Annotated in this window: 14 protein-coding genes; 5 read left to right on the top strand and 9 right to left on the bottom strand. The window is 66.4% G+C overall.

The features are described from left to right. Window positions 1-31: 31 nt before the first annotated feature. The 6 genes from atuF to E8F12_RS05560 all read right to left on the bottom strand — a co-directional run bounded on the left by atuF (window position 32) and on the right by E8F12_RS05560 (window position 8,564). Window positions 32-2,014, bottom strand: a complete 1,983-nt coding sequence (gene atuF, locus E8F12_RS05585; protein WP_280324295.1) for a geranyl-CoA carboxylase subunit apha — start codon at window positions 2,012-2,014, stop codon at window positions 32-34. A gap of 67 nt (window positions 2,015-2,081) precedes the next feature. After that, window positions 2,082-2,879, bottom strand: coding sequence for an isohexenylglutaconyl-CoA hydratase (atuE, locus tag E8F12_RS05580; protein WP_280324294.1), 798 nt, complete (start codon window positions 2,877-2,879; stop codon window positions 2,082-2,084). A gap of 29 nt (window positions 2,880-2,908) precedes the next feature. Beyond that, window positions 2,909-4,069, bottom strand: a complete 1,161-nt coding sequence (gene atuD / locus E8F12_RS05575) for a citronellyl-CoA dehydrogenase (protein WP_280324293.1) — start codon at window positions 4,067-4,069, stop codon at window positions 2,909-2,911. Window positions 4,070-4,139: 70 nt separating this feature from the next. Then, the gene (atuC, locus tag E8F12_RS05570; RefSeq protein WP_280324292.1) at window positions 4,140-5,756 is read right to left on the bottom strand and encodes a geranyl-CoA carboxylase subunit beta; all 1,617 of its coding nucleotides are present in this window, start codon (window positions 5,754-5,756) and stop codon (window positions 4,140-4,142) included. A gap of 4 nt (window positions 5,757-5,760) precedes the next feature. Beyond that, window positions 5,761-6,636 carry an SDR family oxidoreductase gene (locus tag E8F12_RS05565; protein WP_280324291.1) on the bottom strand — a complete coding sequence of 292 codons (876 nt, stop codon included), beginning with the start codon at window positions 6,634-6,636 and terminating at the stop codon, window positions 5,761-5,763. Window positions 6,637-6,773: 137 nt separating this feature from the next. Next, window positions 6,774-8,564, bottom strand: a complete 1,791-nt coding sequence (locus E8F12_RS05560; protein ID WP_280324290.1) for a DUF1446 domain-containing protein — start codon at window positions 8,562-8,564, stop codon at window positions 6,774-6,776. A 192-nt stretch (window positions 8,565-8,756) separates the two neighbouring features. Here E8F12_RS05560 and E8F12_RS05555 point away from each other — a divergent pair, with 192 nt between their 5' ends. Then, window positions 8,757-9,386 (top strand): TetR/AcrR family transcriptional regulator, encoded by a 630-nt coding sequence (locus E8F12_RS05555; protein WP_280324289.1) that lies wholly within the window; start codon window positions 8,757-8,759, stop codon window positions 9,384-9,386. Between the two features lie 105 nt (window positions 9,387-9,491). After that, window positions 9,492-10,313, top strand: a complete 822-nt coding sequence (locus E8F12_RS05550; protein ID WP_280324287.1) for a transporter substrate-binding domain-containing protein — start codon at window positions 9,492-9,494, stop codon at window positions 10,311-10,313. On the opposite strand, the gene E8F12_RS05545 is transcribed toward E8F12_RS05550, so the two are convergent. Both E8F12_RS05545 and E8F12_RS05540 read right to left on the bottom strand, forming a co-directional pair. Then, complete coding sequence (locus tag E8F12_RS05545) at window positions 10,264-11,019, bottom strand: CPBP family intramembrane metalloprotease (protein ID WP_280324286.1); 756 nt, start codon at window positions 11,017-11,019, stop codon at window positions 10,264-10,266. The two genes, E8F12_RS05550 and E8F12_RS05545, sit on opposite strands and share 50 nt — an antisense overlap. 48 nt (window positions 11,020-11,067) lie before the next feature. Beyond that, window positions 11,068-11,235 carry a DUF2897 family protein gene (locus tag E8F12_RS05540; RefSeq protein ID WP_280324285.1) on the bottom strand — a complete coding sequence of 56 codons (168 nt, stop codon included), beginning with the start codon at window positions 11,233-11,235 and terminating at the stop codon, window positions 11,068-11,070. Between the two features lie 225 nt (window positions 11,236-11,460). On the opposite strand from E8F12_RS05540, the gene E8F12_RS05535 reads away from it, so the two are divergent. Further along, window positions 11,461-12,195: a hypothetical protein gene (locus E8F12_RS05535; RefSeq protein ID WP_280324284.1), complete on the top strand. Its 735-nt coding sequence runs from the start codon at window positions 11,461-11,463 to the stop codon at window positions 12,193-12,195. Between the two features lie 64 nt (window positions 12,196-12,259). Continuing rightward, entirely contained in the window at window positions 12,260-12,958 is a 699-nt protein-coding gene (gene pyrF / locus E8F12_RS05530) for an orotidine-5'-phosphate decarboxylase (RefSeq protein WP_280324283.1), read from the top strand. Between the two features lie 45 nt (window positions 12,959-13,003). On the opposite strand, the gene E8F12_RS05525 is transcribed toward pyrF, so the two are convergent. After that, window positions 13,004-14,008, bottom strand: coding sequence for an NADP-dependent oxidoreductase (locus tag E8F12_RS05525; protein ID WP_280324282.1), 1,005 nt, complete (start codon window positions 14,006-14,008; stop codon window positions 13,004-13,006). 225 nt (window positions 14,009-14,233) lie between these two features. On the opposite strand from E8F12_RS05525, the gene E8F12_RS05520 reads away from it, so the two are divergent. Then, window positions 14,234-14,995 carry an SDR family oxidoreductase gene (locus E8F12_RS05520; RefSeq protein WP_280324281.1) on the top strand — a complete coding sequence of 254 codons (762 nt, stop codon included), beginning with the start codon at window positions 14,234-14,236 and terminating at the stop codon, window positions 14,993-14,995. The last annotated feature ends 102 nt before the right edge of the window (window positions 14,996-15,097 follow it).

Raw genomic sequence — 15,097 nt, 5'->3', positions numbered from 1 at the left:
GAATTCGCTCCCATTAGGGCTGCCGGGAGCGTCAGGCTTCTTCCACCTCCACCAGCAGCTGGCGGCTCTTCACCTGGTCGCCGCGGGTGACCTGGACGCGGCGGATCACACCGTCCACGCCGGCCTTCAGAGGGTGCTCCATCTTCATGGCTTCCAGTACCACCAGCAGCTGGCCCTTGCCGACCCGCTCGCCTTCGCTCACCAGCACCTCGACTATCGCGCCATCCATGGGCGCCTTGACCGTGCCCGAGCCCGCGCCGCCCTGGCTGCCGACCGGCTCATGGGTGACGTCCTGCAGTTCCAGGTCGCCGTTCTGCCCGAACAGCCAGAGCTGCTGTGCCTGTTGATGGTAGGCAATGCGGCGGCGGATGCCGTCCAGCTCCACCACCGCCCAGCGGCCATCGGCGCGTAACAGACGGATGGCGATTTCCGTTGAGCTGACCCTGGCCAGCAGGCGCGGCTGCTGGCCGGCGTCGTGTACGGCCAGCTCCACCGCGTGCTTCTGCTCGCCCTGGCGCAGCACCAGGCGCCAGGGCGCATTGCCGGCGCTGCGCCAGCCGGCCAGCCCGCCCTGGTGGGCGTTGGCACTGGCCGAAGCTTGGTAGAGCAGGGTGGCGGCGATGGCCAGTTCGGCCGGCGAGATCGGTTGGGGGCTCAGGCTGGCATCGCTGCCGAATTGTTCGCCGATAAAGGCCGTGGTGGCTTCCCCGGCGGCGAAATGCGGGTGCCTGAGCAGGTTGCTGAGGAAACGCTGGTTGCCCTTGACCCCCAGCAGCACGCAGTCCTCCACCGCCCGCGCCAGCTTGCGCCGGGCTTCGTCGCGGGTGGCGCCCCAGGCGATGACCTTAGCCAGCATGGGATCGTAGAAGGGCGTGACCGCCTGGCCTTCCACCAGGCCGTGGTCGATGCGGATCCCATCCACCTCCGCCGGCTCCCAACGCAGCACCTGGCCGGTCTGGGGCAGGAAACCGGCGGCCGGGTCCTCGGCATAGAGCCGCACTTCCATGGCGTGGCCATTCTGCTTGATTTCGTCTTGCTCGAGCGGCAGCGGCAGGCCCTCGGCAACGATGATCTGCCAGGCCACCAAGTCCTGGCCGGTGACCAGCTCGGTCACCGGGTGCTCCACCTGCAGGCGGGTGTTCATTTCCAGGAAGTAGAAGGCGCCGCTGGCGGCCAGCAGGAATTCCACCGTGCCGGCGCCAACGTAGTTGACGGTGCGCGCGGCCTTCACCGCCGCCTCGCCCATGGCCTGGCGCAGCTCGGGCGTCATCACCGGGCAGGGCGCTTCTTCGATGACCTTCTGGTGGCGACGCTGCACCGAGCAGTCGCGCTCGCCCAGGTAGACCAGGTTGCCCAACTGATCGCCGAATACCTGGATTTCCACGTGGCGCGGCTCGATCACGGCCTTTTCGAGGATCAGCTCGGCGCTGCCGAAGGCGTTCTGTGCTTCGGAGCGGGCGGTGCGCAGTTGCGCCAGCAGTTGGTCGGGCTCCTCGACCAGGCGCATGCCGCGCCCGCCGCCGCCGGCACTGGCCTTGATCATCAGCGGGTAGCCGATGCGCTGGGCTTCGCGCGCCAGGGTGGCGTCGTCCTGTTCGGCGCCTTCATAGCCCGGAATGCAGGGCACGCCGGCCTCCAGCATGGCCAGCTTGGACAGGCGCTTGCTCCCCATCAGGTGGATGGCTTCGACGGTCGGGCCGATGAAGGTGATGGCGGCCGCTTCGCAGGCGCGGGCGAAGTCGGCGTTTTCGGAGAGGAAACCGTAGCCGGGGTGGATGGCGTCGGCGCAGGTCCTGCGAGCGGCGTCGATGATGGCGTCGATCGACAGGTAGGACTGGGCGACCGGGGCCGGGCCGATGCAGACCGCCTCGTCCGCCAGCTGCACGTGGCGCGCATCGGAGTCGGCCTCGCTGTAGACCGCGACCGTGCGGTAGCCGAGGGCCTGGGCGGTGCGCATCACCCGGCAGGCGATCTCGCCTCGGTTGGCGATCAGGATCTTGTTGAAGCTGGGCATGGGTCTTTTCCCCTCTCCCCGGCCCTCTTCCTCGAGGAAGAGGGGGAATGTTCGGTGCGGGCGGCTGTCACTCCGCCCAGTTCGGTTTGCGCTTCTGCATGAAGGCCAGGGTGCCCTCGGCGCCTTCGGCCCCCGTGACGGCCAGGGCGAATTGCTCTGCCGCGCTGTCCAGCAGCGGGCCCAGGGGTTCGCTTTCGGTGGCCAGCAGCAGGGCCTTGGTCCGGGCATTGGCGCCGGGAGCGCAGCGGCGGACCTGTTCCAGGCTGTCGGCCAGGCGCTGTTCCAGGGCGGCGGTATCCATCTCGGCGAAGTGCACCAGGCCCAGGCGCAGGGCCTCCTGCCCGTCGAAGCGGGCGGCGGTGAGGGCCAGGCGGCGGGCCTGGGTCAGGCCGATGCGCTTGACCACGAAGGGCGCAATCTGCGCCGGCAGGATGCCGAGGCTGGTTTCCGGCAGGCCGAACTGGGCGCCTTGCAAGGCGATGGCGATATCCGAGACGCAGGCCAGGCCGAAGCCGCCGCCGAGCACCGCGCCTTCCAGCAGGGCGATCAGCACCTGGGGCTGAGCCTGGGCTTCTTCCAGCAGGCTGCCGAAGGCACGATTCAGCGCGCGGTAGGCATCGATGCCTGTGGTTCGTGCGCTGGCCATGTCCTTGATGTCGCCGCCGGCGCAGAAATGCCCGCCGGCACCGCGCAGCACCAGGGCGCGCACGCTTGCGTCATCGCGCACGGCGGCCAGCACCGCGCTCAGTTCCTCGACCATGGCCAGGCTCATGGCATTGCGGCTGTCCGGCCGGTTGAGGGTGATGTGCAGCACGCCGCCGGCCTGTTCCAGCAGAAGGGCTTCGCAGTTCGGCAATTTACTCATGCCGGTGTCCTCATCAGCGTGTCGTGGGGTCAGCCTTTCTTTTTGCCGGGCAGGATGCCCATCAGCTTGCAGATGATGCCCAGCATGATCTCGTCGGCGCCGCCGCCGATGGACACCAGGCGGGTATCGCGGTACGCGCGGGAGACGTGGTTGTCCCACATGAAGCCCATGCCGCCCCAGTACTGCAGGCAGGCGTCGGTGACCTCGCGGCCGAGGCGGCCGGCCTTGAGCTTGGCCATGGAGGCGAGGCGAGTGACGTCCTTGCCGCTGACGTAGAGTTCCACGGCCTGGTAGACCAGGGCGCGCAGGGCCTCGATCTCGGTCATCAGCTCGGCCAGGCGGAAGTGGATCACCTGGTTGTCGATCAGCGCGTTGCCGAAGGTCTTGCGCTCCTTGCAGTAGTCGATGGTGACGTCCACGCAGTGTTCCAGGCCCTTGATCATGTTGGCCGCGCCGAACATGCGTTCCTCCTGGAACTGCAGCATCTGCATCATGAAGCCGGCGCCTTCGTGGCCGATGCGGTAGCGCTGCGGCACGCGGACGTTATCGAAGAACACCTGGGCGGTCTCGGAGCTGCGCATGCCGAGCTTGTCCAGGTGGGCGCTGAGGGTGATGCCGGGGGTGTTCATCGGCACCATGATCAGCGACTTGTTGACGTGAGGCTTGTCGTCCGAGGTGTTGGCCAGCAGGCACATGAAGTCGGCGGAGGGCGAGTTGGTGATCCACATCTTGCTGCCGTTGATCACGTAGTCGTCGCCGTCCTTGCGGGCGGTGGTCTTCATGCCCGCCACGTCGGAGCCGGCGCCCACTTCCGAGACGCCGATGCAGCCGACCATCTCGCCGGCGATGGCCGGGCGGAGGAACTCCTCGCGCAGCTCATCGGAGCCGAAGCGTGCCAGGGCCGGGGTGCACATGTCGGTCTGCACGCCGATGGCCATGGGGATGCCGCCGCAGTGGATGGTGCCGAACTCTTCGGCGGCGACTATCGAGTAGCTGTAGTCCAGGCCCATGCCGCCGAACTTCTCCGGCTTGGAGATGCCCAGCAGGCCGAGCTCGCCGGCCTTCCTGAAAATCTCGTGGATGGGAAAGCGGCCTTCCTTTTCCCACTGGTCGACATGAGGGTTGATCTCCCTGTCGACGAAATTGCGCACGGTGCGGCGGAGTTCTTCGTGTTCCTGGGTGAAGATCATTGTTGTTGTTCTCCTGATCGGATCGAACTGGGTCTTGTTGGGCTTCGCTTCGCTCTGCGCCAACCTACGGTCAAAAACGAGAGACGCCGAAGCTGTTGGCCTTGAGCGGACGCTGCTCCGCCTCGGCGCAGATATCCAGCAAATAGCCCAGCAGCCGGCGGCTGTCACGGGGGTCGATCAGGCCGTCGTCCCAGAGGCTGGCGGTGCCATAGAGCGCGGTGGACTGGCTGTCGAGCTTCTGCGCGGTCACCTGCTCCAGCATGTCGAGCATCTTCGGATCGGGCTCCTTGCCTTCCTTGGCGTGCTTCTCCTCGGTGACGATGCGCAGCACCTTGCCGGCCTGGGCGCCACCCATCACCGCGGTGCGGCTGTTGGGCCAGGCGAAGATGAAACGTGGATCCAGGCCGCGGCCGCACATGGCGTAGTTGCCGGCGCCGTAGGAGCCGCCCACCACCAGGGTGAGCTTGGGCACGCGGGCGTTGGCCACCGCCTGGATCATCTTCGAGCCGTGCTTGATCACGCCCAGCTGTTCGGACTCGGTGCCGACCATGAAGCCGGTGGTGTTGTGCAGGAACAGCAGTGGCACATTGGCCTGTTCGCACAGCTGGATGAACTGCGCCGCCTTGGCCGCGCCCTGGGGCGTGATGGGTCCGTTATTGCCGATCAGGCCGCAGGGGCGGCCTTCTATACGCAAGTGGCCGCAGACGGTCTGGCTGTCGAACTCATTCTTGAAGTCGAGGAATTCCGAGCCGTCGGCGATGCGGGCGATGATCTCGCGCACGTCGTAGGGCTTCTTCGGGTCCGCCGGGACCACGCCCAGCAGTTCCTCGGCGCTGTACAACGGCTCACGCCATGCGCGTTTCGTGCTGGCCGGCAGCTGTGCGTTCCAGGGCAGCATGGCGAGGATGTCGCGGGCCAGGCGCAGTCCGTCGGCGTCGTTCTCGGCCAGGTATTCGGCGGTGCCGGCCACCTGGGCGTGCATCTCGGCGCCACCCAGTGCCTCATCCGTGGCCACTTCGCCGGTGGCGGCCTTGAGCAATGGGGGACCTGCGAGGAACATCTTGGCCTTGCCGCGCACCACGATCACGTAGTCGGACAGGCCCGGCTGGTAGGCTCCGCCGGCGGTGCTGGAGCCGTGCACCACGGTGATCTGCGGCAGACCCATGGCGGACATCCGCGCCTGGTTGGCGAAGCCGCGCGCACCCTCGACGAAGATTTCCGCGGCGTAGTTGAGGTTGGCGCCGCCGCTTTCGGTCAGGGCCACCAGGGGCAGCTTGTTCTCCACGGCGATCTGCTGCAGGCGCAGGGTCTTCTTCAACCCGGTTGGGGAGATGGTGCCGCCCTTGATTGCACTGTTGCTGGCGCTGACCAGGCAGCGGATGCCGGCGATATAGCCGATGCCGGCGATGATGCCGCCGCCGGCCTGTGTGCCATCCTTGTCGTCGTGCAGCTTGTAGCCAGCCAGGGAGCAGAGCTCGAGGAAGGGGCTGCCGGGGTCCAGCAGCAGGTTCAGGCGCTCGCGGGGCAGCAGCTGGCCGCGCTTGTCGAATTTCGGCTTGGCCTCGGCAGCCTTGTCCAGCACCTTCCGCTCGATCTCGCGGAAGCTGGCCACGGCGGCGAGCATGGCCTCGCGGTTGTTCGCGAAGTCTTCGCCCAGGACGTCGAGTTCGGATTGGATCACGGCCATCGTGTTACTCCTGGTCCTTCAGCACATCGGGCAGGTAGGCCCGGTGGAAACCGTTGTAGGCGCGGCTCTGGCCCGGTTTGGCCTTGGCCAGGGGGAAGGCGCGGCTGCCCTGGCTGGCGGCCCCGTCGATGCGAATGGTGGTGCCGCTGATGAAGGCCGCGCCGGGGGAGAGCAGAAAGACGATGGCAGCGGCCACTTCCGATTCGCTGCCGATGCGCTTGAGCGGCACGTGCTCGCGCAGTGTGGGGATGATGGCCTTGAAGGCGCCTTCGTAGGTGTCCATGCCGCTGGAGGCGATCCACCCGGGCGCCACCGCATTGACCCGCACCCCGGCGTGGCCCCACTCGACGGCGGCGGTCTTGGTGAAGTTCTCCATGCCGGCGCGGGCGGCGCCGGAGTGGCCCATGCCGGGCATGCCGCCCCACATGTCGGCGAGCATGTTGACGATGCTGCCGCCGGTCTTGCTCAGGCTCTGGTTGAACACCTCGCGGGCCACCAGGAAGCCGCCCACCAGGTTGGTGCGCACCACGGCCTCGAAACCTTTCTGGTTGATCGAGGCGAGCGGGGCGGGGTACTGGCCGCCGGCATTGTTGACCAGGTGGTGGATGGCGCCGCGTTCGCCCAGTACCGCCGCGACCATGGCCTTGACCGCGTCCTCGTCGCGGATGTCGCAGGCCTGCCAGCTGGCGCTGCCGCCGTCTTCGACTATCTCGCCGGCGGTCTTTTCCAGTTTCTCCGGCTTGCGCCCGACCAGCACCACATGGGCGCCCAGCGCCGCCAGCTCGTGGGCGGTGCAACGGCCGATGCCGCTGCCGCCGCCGGTGACCATGATGGTCTGGCCGCTGAACAGGCCGGGTTTGAATACCGAGTCGTAGCTCATTCTTGTCGTCCTTCCGTCTGTCGCGTCGGGGATGCGTTATCCGCGCCTTGCTCTTCGTAGGAGCGAGCTTGCTCGCGAAACTCGGCGCGGTGCGGTTCGCCAGCAAGCTGGCTCCTACGAGCCGGGTGCCGTGTCATTCATTGCAGACTATCGGCCAGGGCCTGGGGCACCGGCACCGGGAATTCCAGGAGTTGCTGGGCGAACGCCTTGCCTTGCGGGTCGATGCGCAGGCTGGCGACGCCGCCGCCGCCGAGGGCGTTTTCCAGCAGGAAGTTCAGGCTGTGGCTGCCCGGCAGGTACCAGCGCGCCACGCGGCCCAACTGCGGGTCGAGCACGTGATCCATCCAGTCGACCACCGCCTCCGGGGTCAGGGCCTCGGCTATCCAGGGCAGGTACTCGGGCCGGCGTGCCATGACGCCGATATTGCTGTGGTTGCCCTTGTCGCCGGAGCGGGCCACGGCCAGCTTCACCAGGGGCACGCTGGCACTGGCTTGGCCTGCGGTCGGCGGCGGGGCCAGGTCGTCGGCCAGGGCGGTGACATCGAAGCTGTCGACCTGCGGCAGCTCGGTGGCGCGGCGCTGGCCGTCCAGTTCCACTTCCAACTGGCAGGCGGACTTGTTCACCAGGAAGGAGAAGAGGCGGATCACCGGGTAGACGGTCGGACGGCCGCCGACTATGCCGGTCAGGCCCGGCGCCATGCCGGTGGCGGCCTGGGCGATCTCGCGGGAGAACAGCACCAGGGCTTCCTTGCGGCTGTGGCTGACGGCGATCTTGATCACCACTTCGCGACTGTCCTTGCGCTGGCCGTGAGGACCGTAGGTGGCTTCGCTGCCCAGGAGCTCGACGTTAACCTCGCGGTAGCGGCCCCAGCCGCGCTCGGCGAAGAGTTCCTCGGTCTTGGCGATGATGGCGCGGCTGACCCGTTCGGCTTTCTTCACCGCATCGATGCCGGCCAGCAGACAGCTGGCAGTGCAGCGGAAACCGTCCGGGTAGGTGGCGCTGACCTTGTACTGCGGAGTCGGTGGCAGGCCGCGGGCGCCCAGCACGCGCACGCGATGCGGGCCCGCCTGCTCCAGGGCCACCCGGGTGAAGTCGCAGACCACGTCGGGCAGCAAGTAGGCACGCGGGTCGCCGATCTCGTAGAGCATCTGCTCGCCGACCGAGAAAGGCGTGACCAGGCCGCCGGAACCTTCCGGCTTGGTCACGCAGAAACTGCCATCGGCTTCGACCTCGACTATGGGGAAACCGATGTGCTCGTAATCCGGCACCGACTCCCAGTCGGTGAAGTTGCCGCCGGTGCACTGGGCGCCGCACTCGATCAGGTGGCCGGCGAGTGCGGCCTGGGCCAGCTTGTCGTAGTCGCTCCAGGCCCAGCCGAACTCGTGGACCATGGCGGCGCTGACCACCGCGCTGTCCACCACCCGGCCGGTGATGACGATATCGGCACCCTGTTCCAGGGCGGCCACTATGCCCGGCGCGCCCAGGTAGGCGTTGACCGAAACGCACATGGGCGGCAGTGGGGCACCGCTGAACATCTCGCGGATGCCCGCTTTGGCCAGTTCACCGAGCTTGGGTTGCAGGTTGTCGCCATGCAGCACGGCGATCTTCAGAGATATACCGGCCTTCTCGCAGGCGGTTGCCAGGACGGCGGCGCAGGCCGCTGGGTTGACCCCGCCGGCATTGCTGATCACGCGGATCTTCTTTTCTGCGATGCTCGGCAGCAGCGGCGTCAGCACTTCGATGAAGTCCGTGGCGTAGCCGGCGTCCGGGCTCTTCAGCCGGGAGCCGGCCATGATCGACATGGTGATTTCGGCCAGGTAATCGAATACCAGGTAGTCCAGCGTAGCGCCCTGCACCAGCTGGGCGGCGGCGGTGGAGGTGTCGCCCCAGAAGGCGGAGGCGCAGCCGATGCGTACGGTTCTTGTCATTGGAGTGGTCCGCAGCACTGAGGGAAGATGCGCTCAACACTACCAAGCAAGCGCTTGGTTGAAAAGTGCCGAATATGCTCTTTTTTACCCGAGCGCTTGCTTGGGCGCATCGCCCAGCATAAATTTCGTTAATCAAGACAGAGACTTGCGAACCATTCTTAAGTTGGATGGCTAAGCGCAGCGGGGATTCAGATGAGCCTTGACGACGAAAAAGCCCAGGCGGTGATGCGTGAACTGGTGGCCAGTGGCCAGATCACCGACCCTGACAGTGCGCGGGGCAAGCTGCTGCAGACCGCCGCCCACCTGTTCCGCAGCAAGGGCTACGAACGCACGACGGTGCGCGACCTGGCCAGCGCCGTGGGCATCCAGTCCGGCAGCATCTTCCATCACTTCAAGAGCAAGGATGAGATCCTCCGCTCGGTGATGGAGGAGACCGTCCTCTACAACACCGCCATGATGCGCGCGGCCCTGGCTGAAGCCGGTGACCTGCGCGAGCGGGTGCTGGCGCTGATCCGCTGCGAGTTGCAGTCCATCATGGGCGGTACTGGAGAGGCCATGGCGGTGCTGGTCTACGAATGGCGATCGTTGTCCGAGGAGAGCCAGCACTACATCCTCCAGTTGCGCGAAAGCTATGAGCAGATCTGGCTGGGAGTCTTGGGCGAGGCGCGGGCCGAAGGCTATTTCACGGCCGACCCCTTCATCCTCCGGCGTTTCCTCACGGGGGCCCTGAGCTGGACCACCACCTGGTTCCGTCCTGAGGGGCCGATGAGCCTGGATGAACTGGCGGAGCAGGCCCTATCGCTGGTAATCAAGGACGTCTGAAAAGCGTGATCTCTATCACGTCAGGGGCGCGCGGCTTGGGGTGTAGTGGCACTTTGTCGTAGGTTGCGGGCCAGCTGACAGAAATCTGCAGGGAGCAGTGGTGGCATGGAAGGTTGCAGGGGCGTTTCCCTGGGGGTGTTATGGTTCTCCGTGGTTTCGCTGTTCTCCACTCCGGTGTTGGCAGCGCAGACCGTGCAGGTCGCCGGAGCGCATTTCCCGCCTTATGTGATCAAGCCGGAGTCTGCCGAAGCCAGCGGCCTGCTGCCAGAATTGCTCGACGCGCTCAATGGTCTGCAGGCGGACTACCGATTCGTCATGCGGCCCACTGCCATTCCCCGACGCTTCCGGGATTTCCAGGAAGGACGCATCGACCTGGCGGTATTCGAGAACCCCGACTGGGGATGGCAGGGCATTCCCGGGGCGCGCATCGACCTGGGCCTGGAAGATGCGGAGATCTTCGTCGCCAAGGCCGAGCCCGGGCGCACCCAGCAATTCTTCGACGCTCTGGCCGGCAAGCGCCTGGCGCTCTACAACGGCTACCACTACGGCTTCGCCGGCTTCAATGCCGACCCCGAGTTCCTCCAGCGACAGTTCAACGCCCAGCTCACCTATTCCCATGACAGCAACCTGCTCATGCTGCTGCGGGGGAGGGCGGATATCGCCTTGGTGACCCGTTCTTATTTCAACGCCTACCTGGAGCACAACCCGAAGCAGTCCGGCAGTTTCCTCGCCAGTGAGCGGCTGGACCAGCGCTACCTCCACTACGCCTTGCTGCGGCCGGAAGCGCCGATCCGTGCCGCGAAATTTTCCGAGCTGCTGGACCGGCTCCGCGCCCATGGTGACTTGCAGCGGATCTTCGGCCGCTACGGAGTGGTGGTCAGCCCAGCCGCAGCGGATAGCTCAGCAGCAGTAGATGGCAGAGATTGACCGACAGGTGCAGGGCGACCGCAACCGATAGCCGGCCACTGGAGTAAAAGGCCAGGCCGTAACCCAGGCCAGCGAGGCCCGCCAGCACCGCGAACAGCGGGCTGAAGGGCAGGTGGACGGCACCGAACAGCGCCGCCGTGAGCAGGATGCCATTGCGCGCGCCCAGCCTCGAAACCAGCGCCGGCTGCAGTAACCCGCGAAATACCAGCTCCTCAGCCAGGACGGTGACCAGCAGGTTGACCGCCAGCCATTCCCAGATCAGCGCTGGCCATTTTGGTTGCCAACCCACCAGGCCCAGGCCCATGGCCAGGAGTGGCACCAGCAGCAGAGTTGCCAGCACCACTATCCAGGCACGGTGCGGCGAAGGCGCCGGCTGCGCGGGGCGGCCCAGCCACCAGGCCAACAGGGCCATCCCTACCAGCAGCTTGTCCCAGGACAGGCGCAGGGCGTAAGGCGGTGCATCGGGGCTCAGCTTCTGGGCTTCGCCGAGCGGCAGGGGGCTGAAGCCCGGCAGCAGATGGGCGGCCAAGGCTACGGAAGAGAGCAGGGTGACTGGCAGCCAGAGCCGCGTCGGCAGTTGACGTTCGGCGAAGACCCAGCCGGTATAAGCGACGCCGGCCAGCAGGGCGCTGACCTCGATGCCGCCCAGCCCCTGGCCCAGTGCCAGGACGATCAACGGAAACAGCAGTTGCAGATGGAGCGGCATGGCGCCTCGCTGTGGCGATGCCGCAGTGCGGATTTCGGGAGACACGGGTCAGCGGTCCTTGGCTTCCTTGGCATCCATCTCGGCATTGCGCTTGTGGATGCGTTTGAGTTGTTCTTCAGTCAGCGGCAGCTTCTTCGCCGTGTCGCGCAACAGCATCAGGCTACCGACTATGGAGCCGATGGCCAGGACCAGTATCAGCCAGGCATACCAAGGCATGATGATCTCCTCCGGGAAGGGCCTCTACTCTATTCGATTGTGCGCGCCTTTCCACGTTCCCGAGAATCATTCGATCCGTTGGGAGATCTGGGCAGGCGGGCCCCAATTGGCCTTGGCCGCAGCTGATTCGGACCGGGCTGGCGATTTTTCCGGAACATTCCGGCAGCCTAGGGGCGGAGAAGTGGCTATTGCTGGCTGCTCTCAGCTCCCATCAAGGAGGATTCGATGCAGATCCCCGTCACCCTCCAGGCCGGCCTCTGGGGCTGGCTGGCCGCCAGCAGCCTGCTCATCGGCGCGGCGGTCGGTTTCCTGGTGAAGCTGCCGCAGAAGGTGGTGGCTTCGATCATGGCTTATGGCAGCGGCGTGCTGGTGGCGGCTCTGTGCTTCGGGCAGATACCTGAGGCGGAACGCATCGGCGGTCTCTGGCCGACCATGGCCGGGCTACTGGCCGGTGGCGCCATCTTTGTCCTCGCCAGCCAGTACATCGACCGGCTGGAGCAGCACCATCGGAGCAAGAGCGGCAGCGGCATGGTTGCCTTGATGATCGCAGTCGGCGCCTTCCTCGACGGCATTCCAGAGTCGCTCGGTCTGGGGCTCGGGCTGCTGGATGGCGGCGAGGTCAGCTTGTTGATGCTGGTGGCCATCTTCCTCGCCAACCTCCCGGAGGGCCTCGCCAGTGCCGCCGGGTTGCGCGAGGAAAAACGTAGCGGCGCTCTGGTGTTCGGCCTCTGGGGCGTCATCGCCTTGTTGTCCGGGCTGGCGGCCATGGCCGGGCCGGGACTGTTCGCCGAGCTGCCGCCGCACTGGCTGGCGTTTGCCCTGGGGTTCTCGGCGGGGGCGGTGCTCTGCATGCTGGTGGACACCCTGATCCCCGAAGCCTTCGAGAGCACCCATGCCTGGACCGGGCTGATCACCCTGGCGGGATTCATGACCGCTTTCGCCCTGGACCACATCGTGTAAGGCAGCGGCGCGCGCCGGCTTCCGCTACAATGCGCGCCGTTTCCGATTCGTAAGAGATTGCCCCATGTCCGCCTGTCAGACGCCGATCATTGTCGCCCTCGACTTCCCCACCCGCGAAGCCGCCCTGCGGCTGGCCGACCAGCTGGATCCCAAGCTGTGCCGGGTCAAGGTGGGCAAGGAGCTGTTCACCAGCTGCGCTTCGGAGATCGTCTCGACCCTGCGTGACCGCGGCTTCGAGGTGTTCCTCGACCTGAAATTCCACGACATCCCCAACACCACGGCCATGGCGGTGAAGGCCGCCGCCGAGATGGGCGTGTGGATGGTCAATGTGCACTGCTCGGGCGGCCTGCGCATGATGGCGGCCTGCCGCGAGACCCTGGACAAGTTCAACGGGCCCAAGCCGCTGCTGATCGGCGTGACCGTGCTGACCAGCATGGAGCGCGAGGACCTGGCCGGCATCGGCCTGGACATCGAGCCCCAGGAACAGGTGCTGCGCCTGGCGGGCCTGGCCGAGAAGGCCGGTATGGACGGCCTGGTCTGCTCGGCCCAGGAAGCCACCGCGCTCAAGGCCGCCCACCCGCGCCTGCAACTGGTGACCCCGGGTATCCGCCCGGCCGGCAGCGCCCAGGACGACCAGCGCCGCATTCTTACCCCGCGCCAGGCCCTGGATGCCGGCTCCGACTACCTGGTGATCGGCCGCCCGATCAGCCAGGCCGCCGATCCGGCTAAAGCCCTGGCCGCGGTAGTGGCCGAGCTGGCTTGATGCATTCCTTGCGCTGCCTACCCGGCAGCGCACTCATCGCGCCGATCAGCGCACTTTCAGCACCAGTTTCCCGAAGTTCTCCCCGCTGAACAGCCTGCCCAGGGTTTCCGGGAAGGTTTCCAGCCCCGTCACCACATCCTCCTTGCTCTTCAGTTCACCGCTGGCCAGCCAGCCGGCGATGTCCTTGACCGCCTCGCCGAAACGCGGCGCGTAGTCGAACACCACCATCCCTTCCATGCGCGCGCGGTTGACCAGCAGCGCCAGGTAGTTGGCCGGGCCCTTCACCGCCTGCTTGTTGTTGTACTGGCTGATAGCGCCGCAGATCACGATCCGTGCCTTGCGGTTGATGCGGGTGAGGACGGTGTCGAGGATGTCGCCGCCGACGTTGTCGAAATACACGTCCACGCCTTTCGGGCATTCGCGCTTGAGGGCGGCATGCAGGTCCTCGGACTTGTAGTCGATGGCGCCGTCGAATCCGAGCTCCTCCACCAGGAAGCGGCATTTCTCCGCGCCGCCGGCGATGCCCACCACGCGGCAGCCCTTGATTCGCGCGATCTGTCCGGCCACGCTGCCCACCGCGCCGGCGGCGCCGGAAATGACCACGGTTTCCCCGGCCTTTGGCTGGCCCACGTCGAGCAGGGCGAAGTAGGCCGTCATGCCGGTCATGCCCAGGGCGGAGAGGTAGAGGGGCAGGGGCGCGCGGTTCGGGTCGACCTTCTGGAAGTCGCGCGGCTCGCCGAGGAAGTAGTCCTGCACGCCCACCACGCCGCAGATATGGTCGCCCACGCTGAAGTCCGGATGCTGCGAGGCCACCACCTTGCCAACGCCGAGGGCGCGCATCACTTCGCCCAGGGCCACCGGCGCAATGTAGGACCTGGCGTCGTTCATCCAGCCGCGCATGGCCGGGTCCAGCGACAGGTAGAGGTTTTCCACCAGCACTTGGCCGGGGCCGGGATCGCCGGCCGGGGTTTCCACGTAGGAGAAGGTCTCGCGGGTAGCCGGGCCGACCGGACGCTGGGCGAGGAGGAACTGGCGATTGAGCAGGGGCATGGCAGGAACTCCGGATTGGAAAGCTTTGGTGATAGTCCTCCGTCGGGCCTGGGGCAAGCTCGGGGGTCGGGCGGAATGTAACGCCATGAATATCTGTGATTCAGACGTCCGGGGTTCATCAGCAATCTGGATGGCGTGCCCACCAAGGTCTTGATAGTGCTGACGCCATGCACCGGCGACTGACTAGACTTCGCCGCAGTTCCCACTCCCGTCGAGGATGCATAGATGAGCATGAAGTTCTCCGGCCAGGTTGCCCTGGTGACCGGCGCTGCCAACGGTATCGGTCGTGCTACAGCCCAGGCGTTCGCCGCCGAAGGTTTGAAGGTGGTGGTTTCCGATGTGGACGTTGCTGGCGGCGAAGGCACGGTGGAGCTTATTCGCGCGGCCGGTGGCGAAGCGCACTTCATCCGTTGCGACGTGACCCGCGATGCCGAGGTCCAGGCGTTGATGGAGGGCACGGTCGCCTCCTATGGCCGCCTCGATTACGCCTTCAACAACGCTGGTATCGAGATCGAGAAGGGCAAGCTGGCGGAAGGCAGCGACGCGGAGTTCGACGCCATCATGGGCGTCAACGTCAAGGGCGTCTGGCTCTGCATGAAGCACCAGATTCCCCTGCTGCTGGCCCAGGGCGGCGGCGCCATCGTCAACACCGCCTCGGTGGCGGGTCTCGGCGCGGCGCCGAAGATGAGCATCTATGCCGCCTCCAAGCACGCGGTGATCGGTCTGACCAAGTCGGCGGCCGTCGAGTACGCGAAGAAGAAGGTGCGGGTGAACGCGGTGTGCCCGGCGGTGATCGACACCGACATGTTCCGCCGCGCTTACGAATCCGACCCGAAGAAAGGCGAGTTCGCCGCCGCCATGCACCCGGTGGGGCGCATTGGCAAGGTGGAAGAGATTGCCGCGGCGGTGCTCTACCTCTGCTGCGACGCGGCGGGATTCACCACCGGCCATGCCCTGGCGGTGGATGGGGGCGCCACGGCGATCTGAAGAACGGTAGGAGCGAGCTTGCTCGCGAACGGTTCCGCCTTCGCGAGCAAGCTCGCTCCTACAAAGACGTGTGCCCTTGCGAATTCAAGGCGCCTTGTGGCG

The sequence above is a fragment of the Pseudomonas sp. BN102 genome, from assembly GCF_029871245.1.
GTDB lineage: Bacteria > Pseudomonadota > Gammaproteobacteria > Pseudomonadales > Pseudomonadaceae > Metapseudomonas.
Note: the sequence above shows the minus strand (reverse complement) of the source record. Positions and strands in the feature narration are given on the sequence as shown.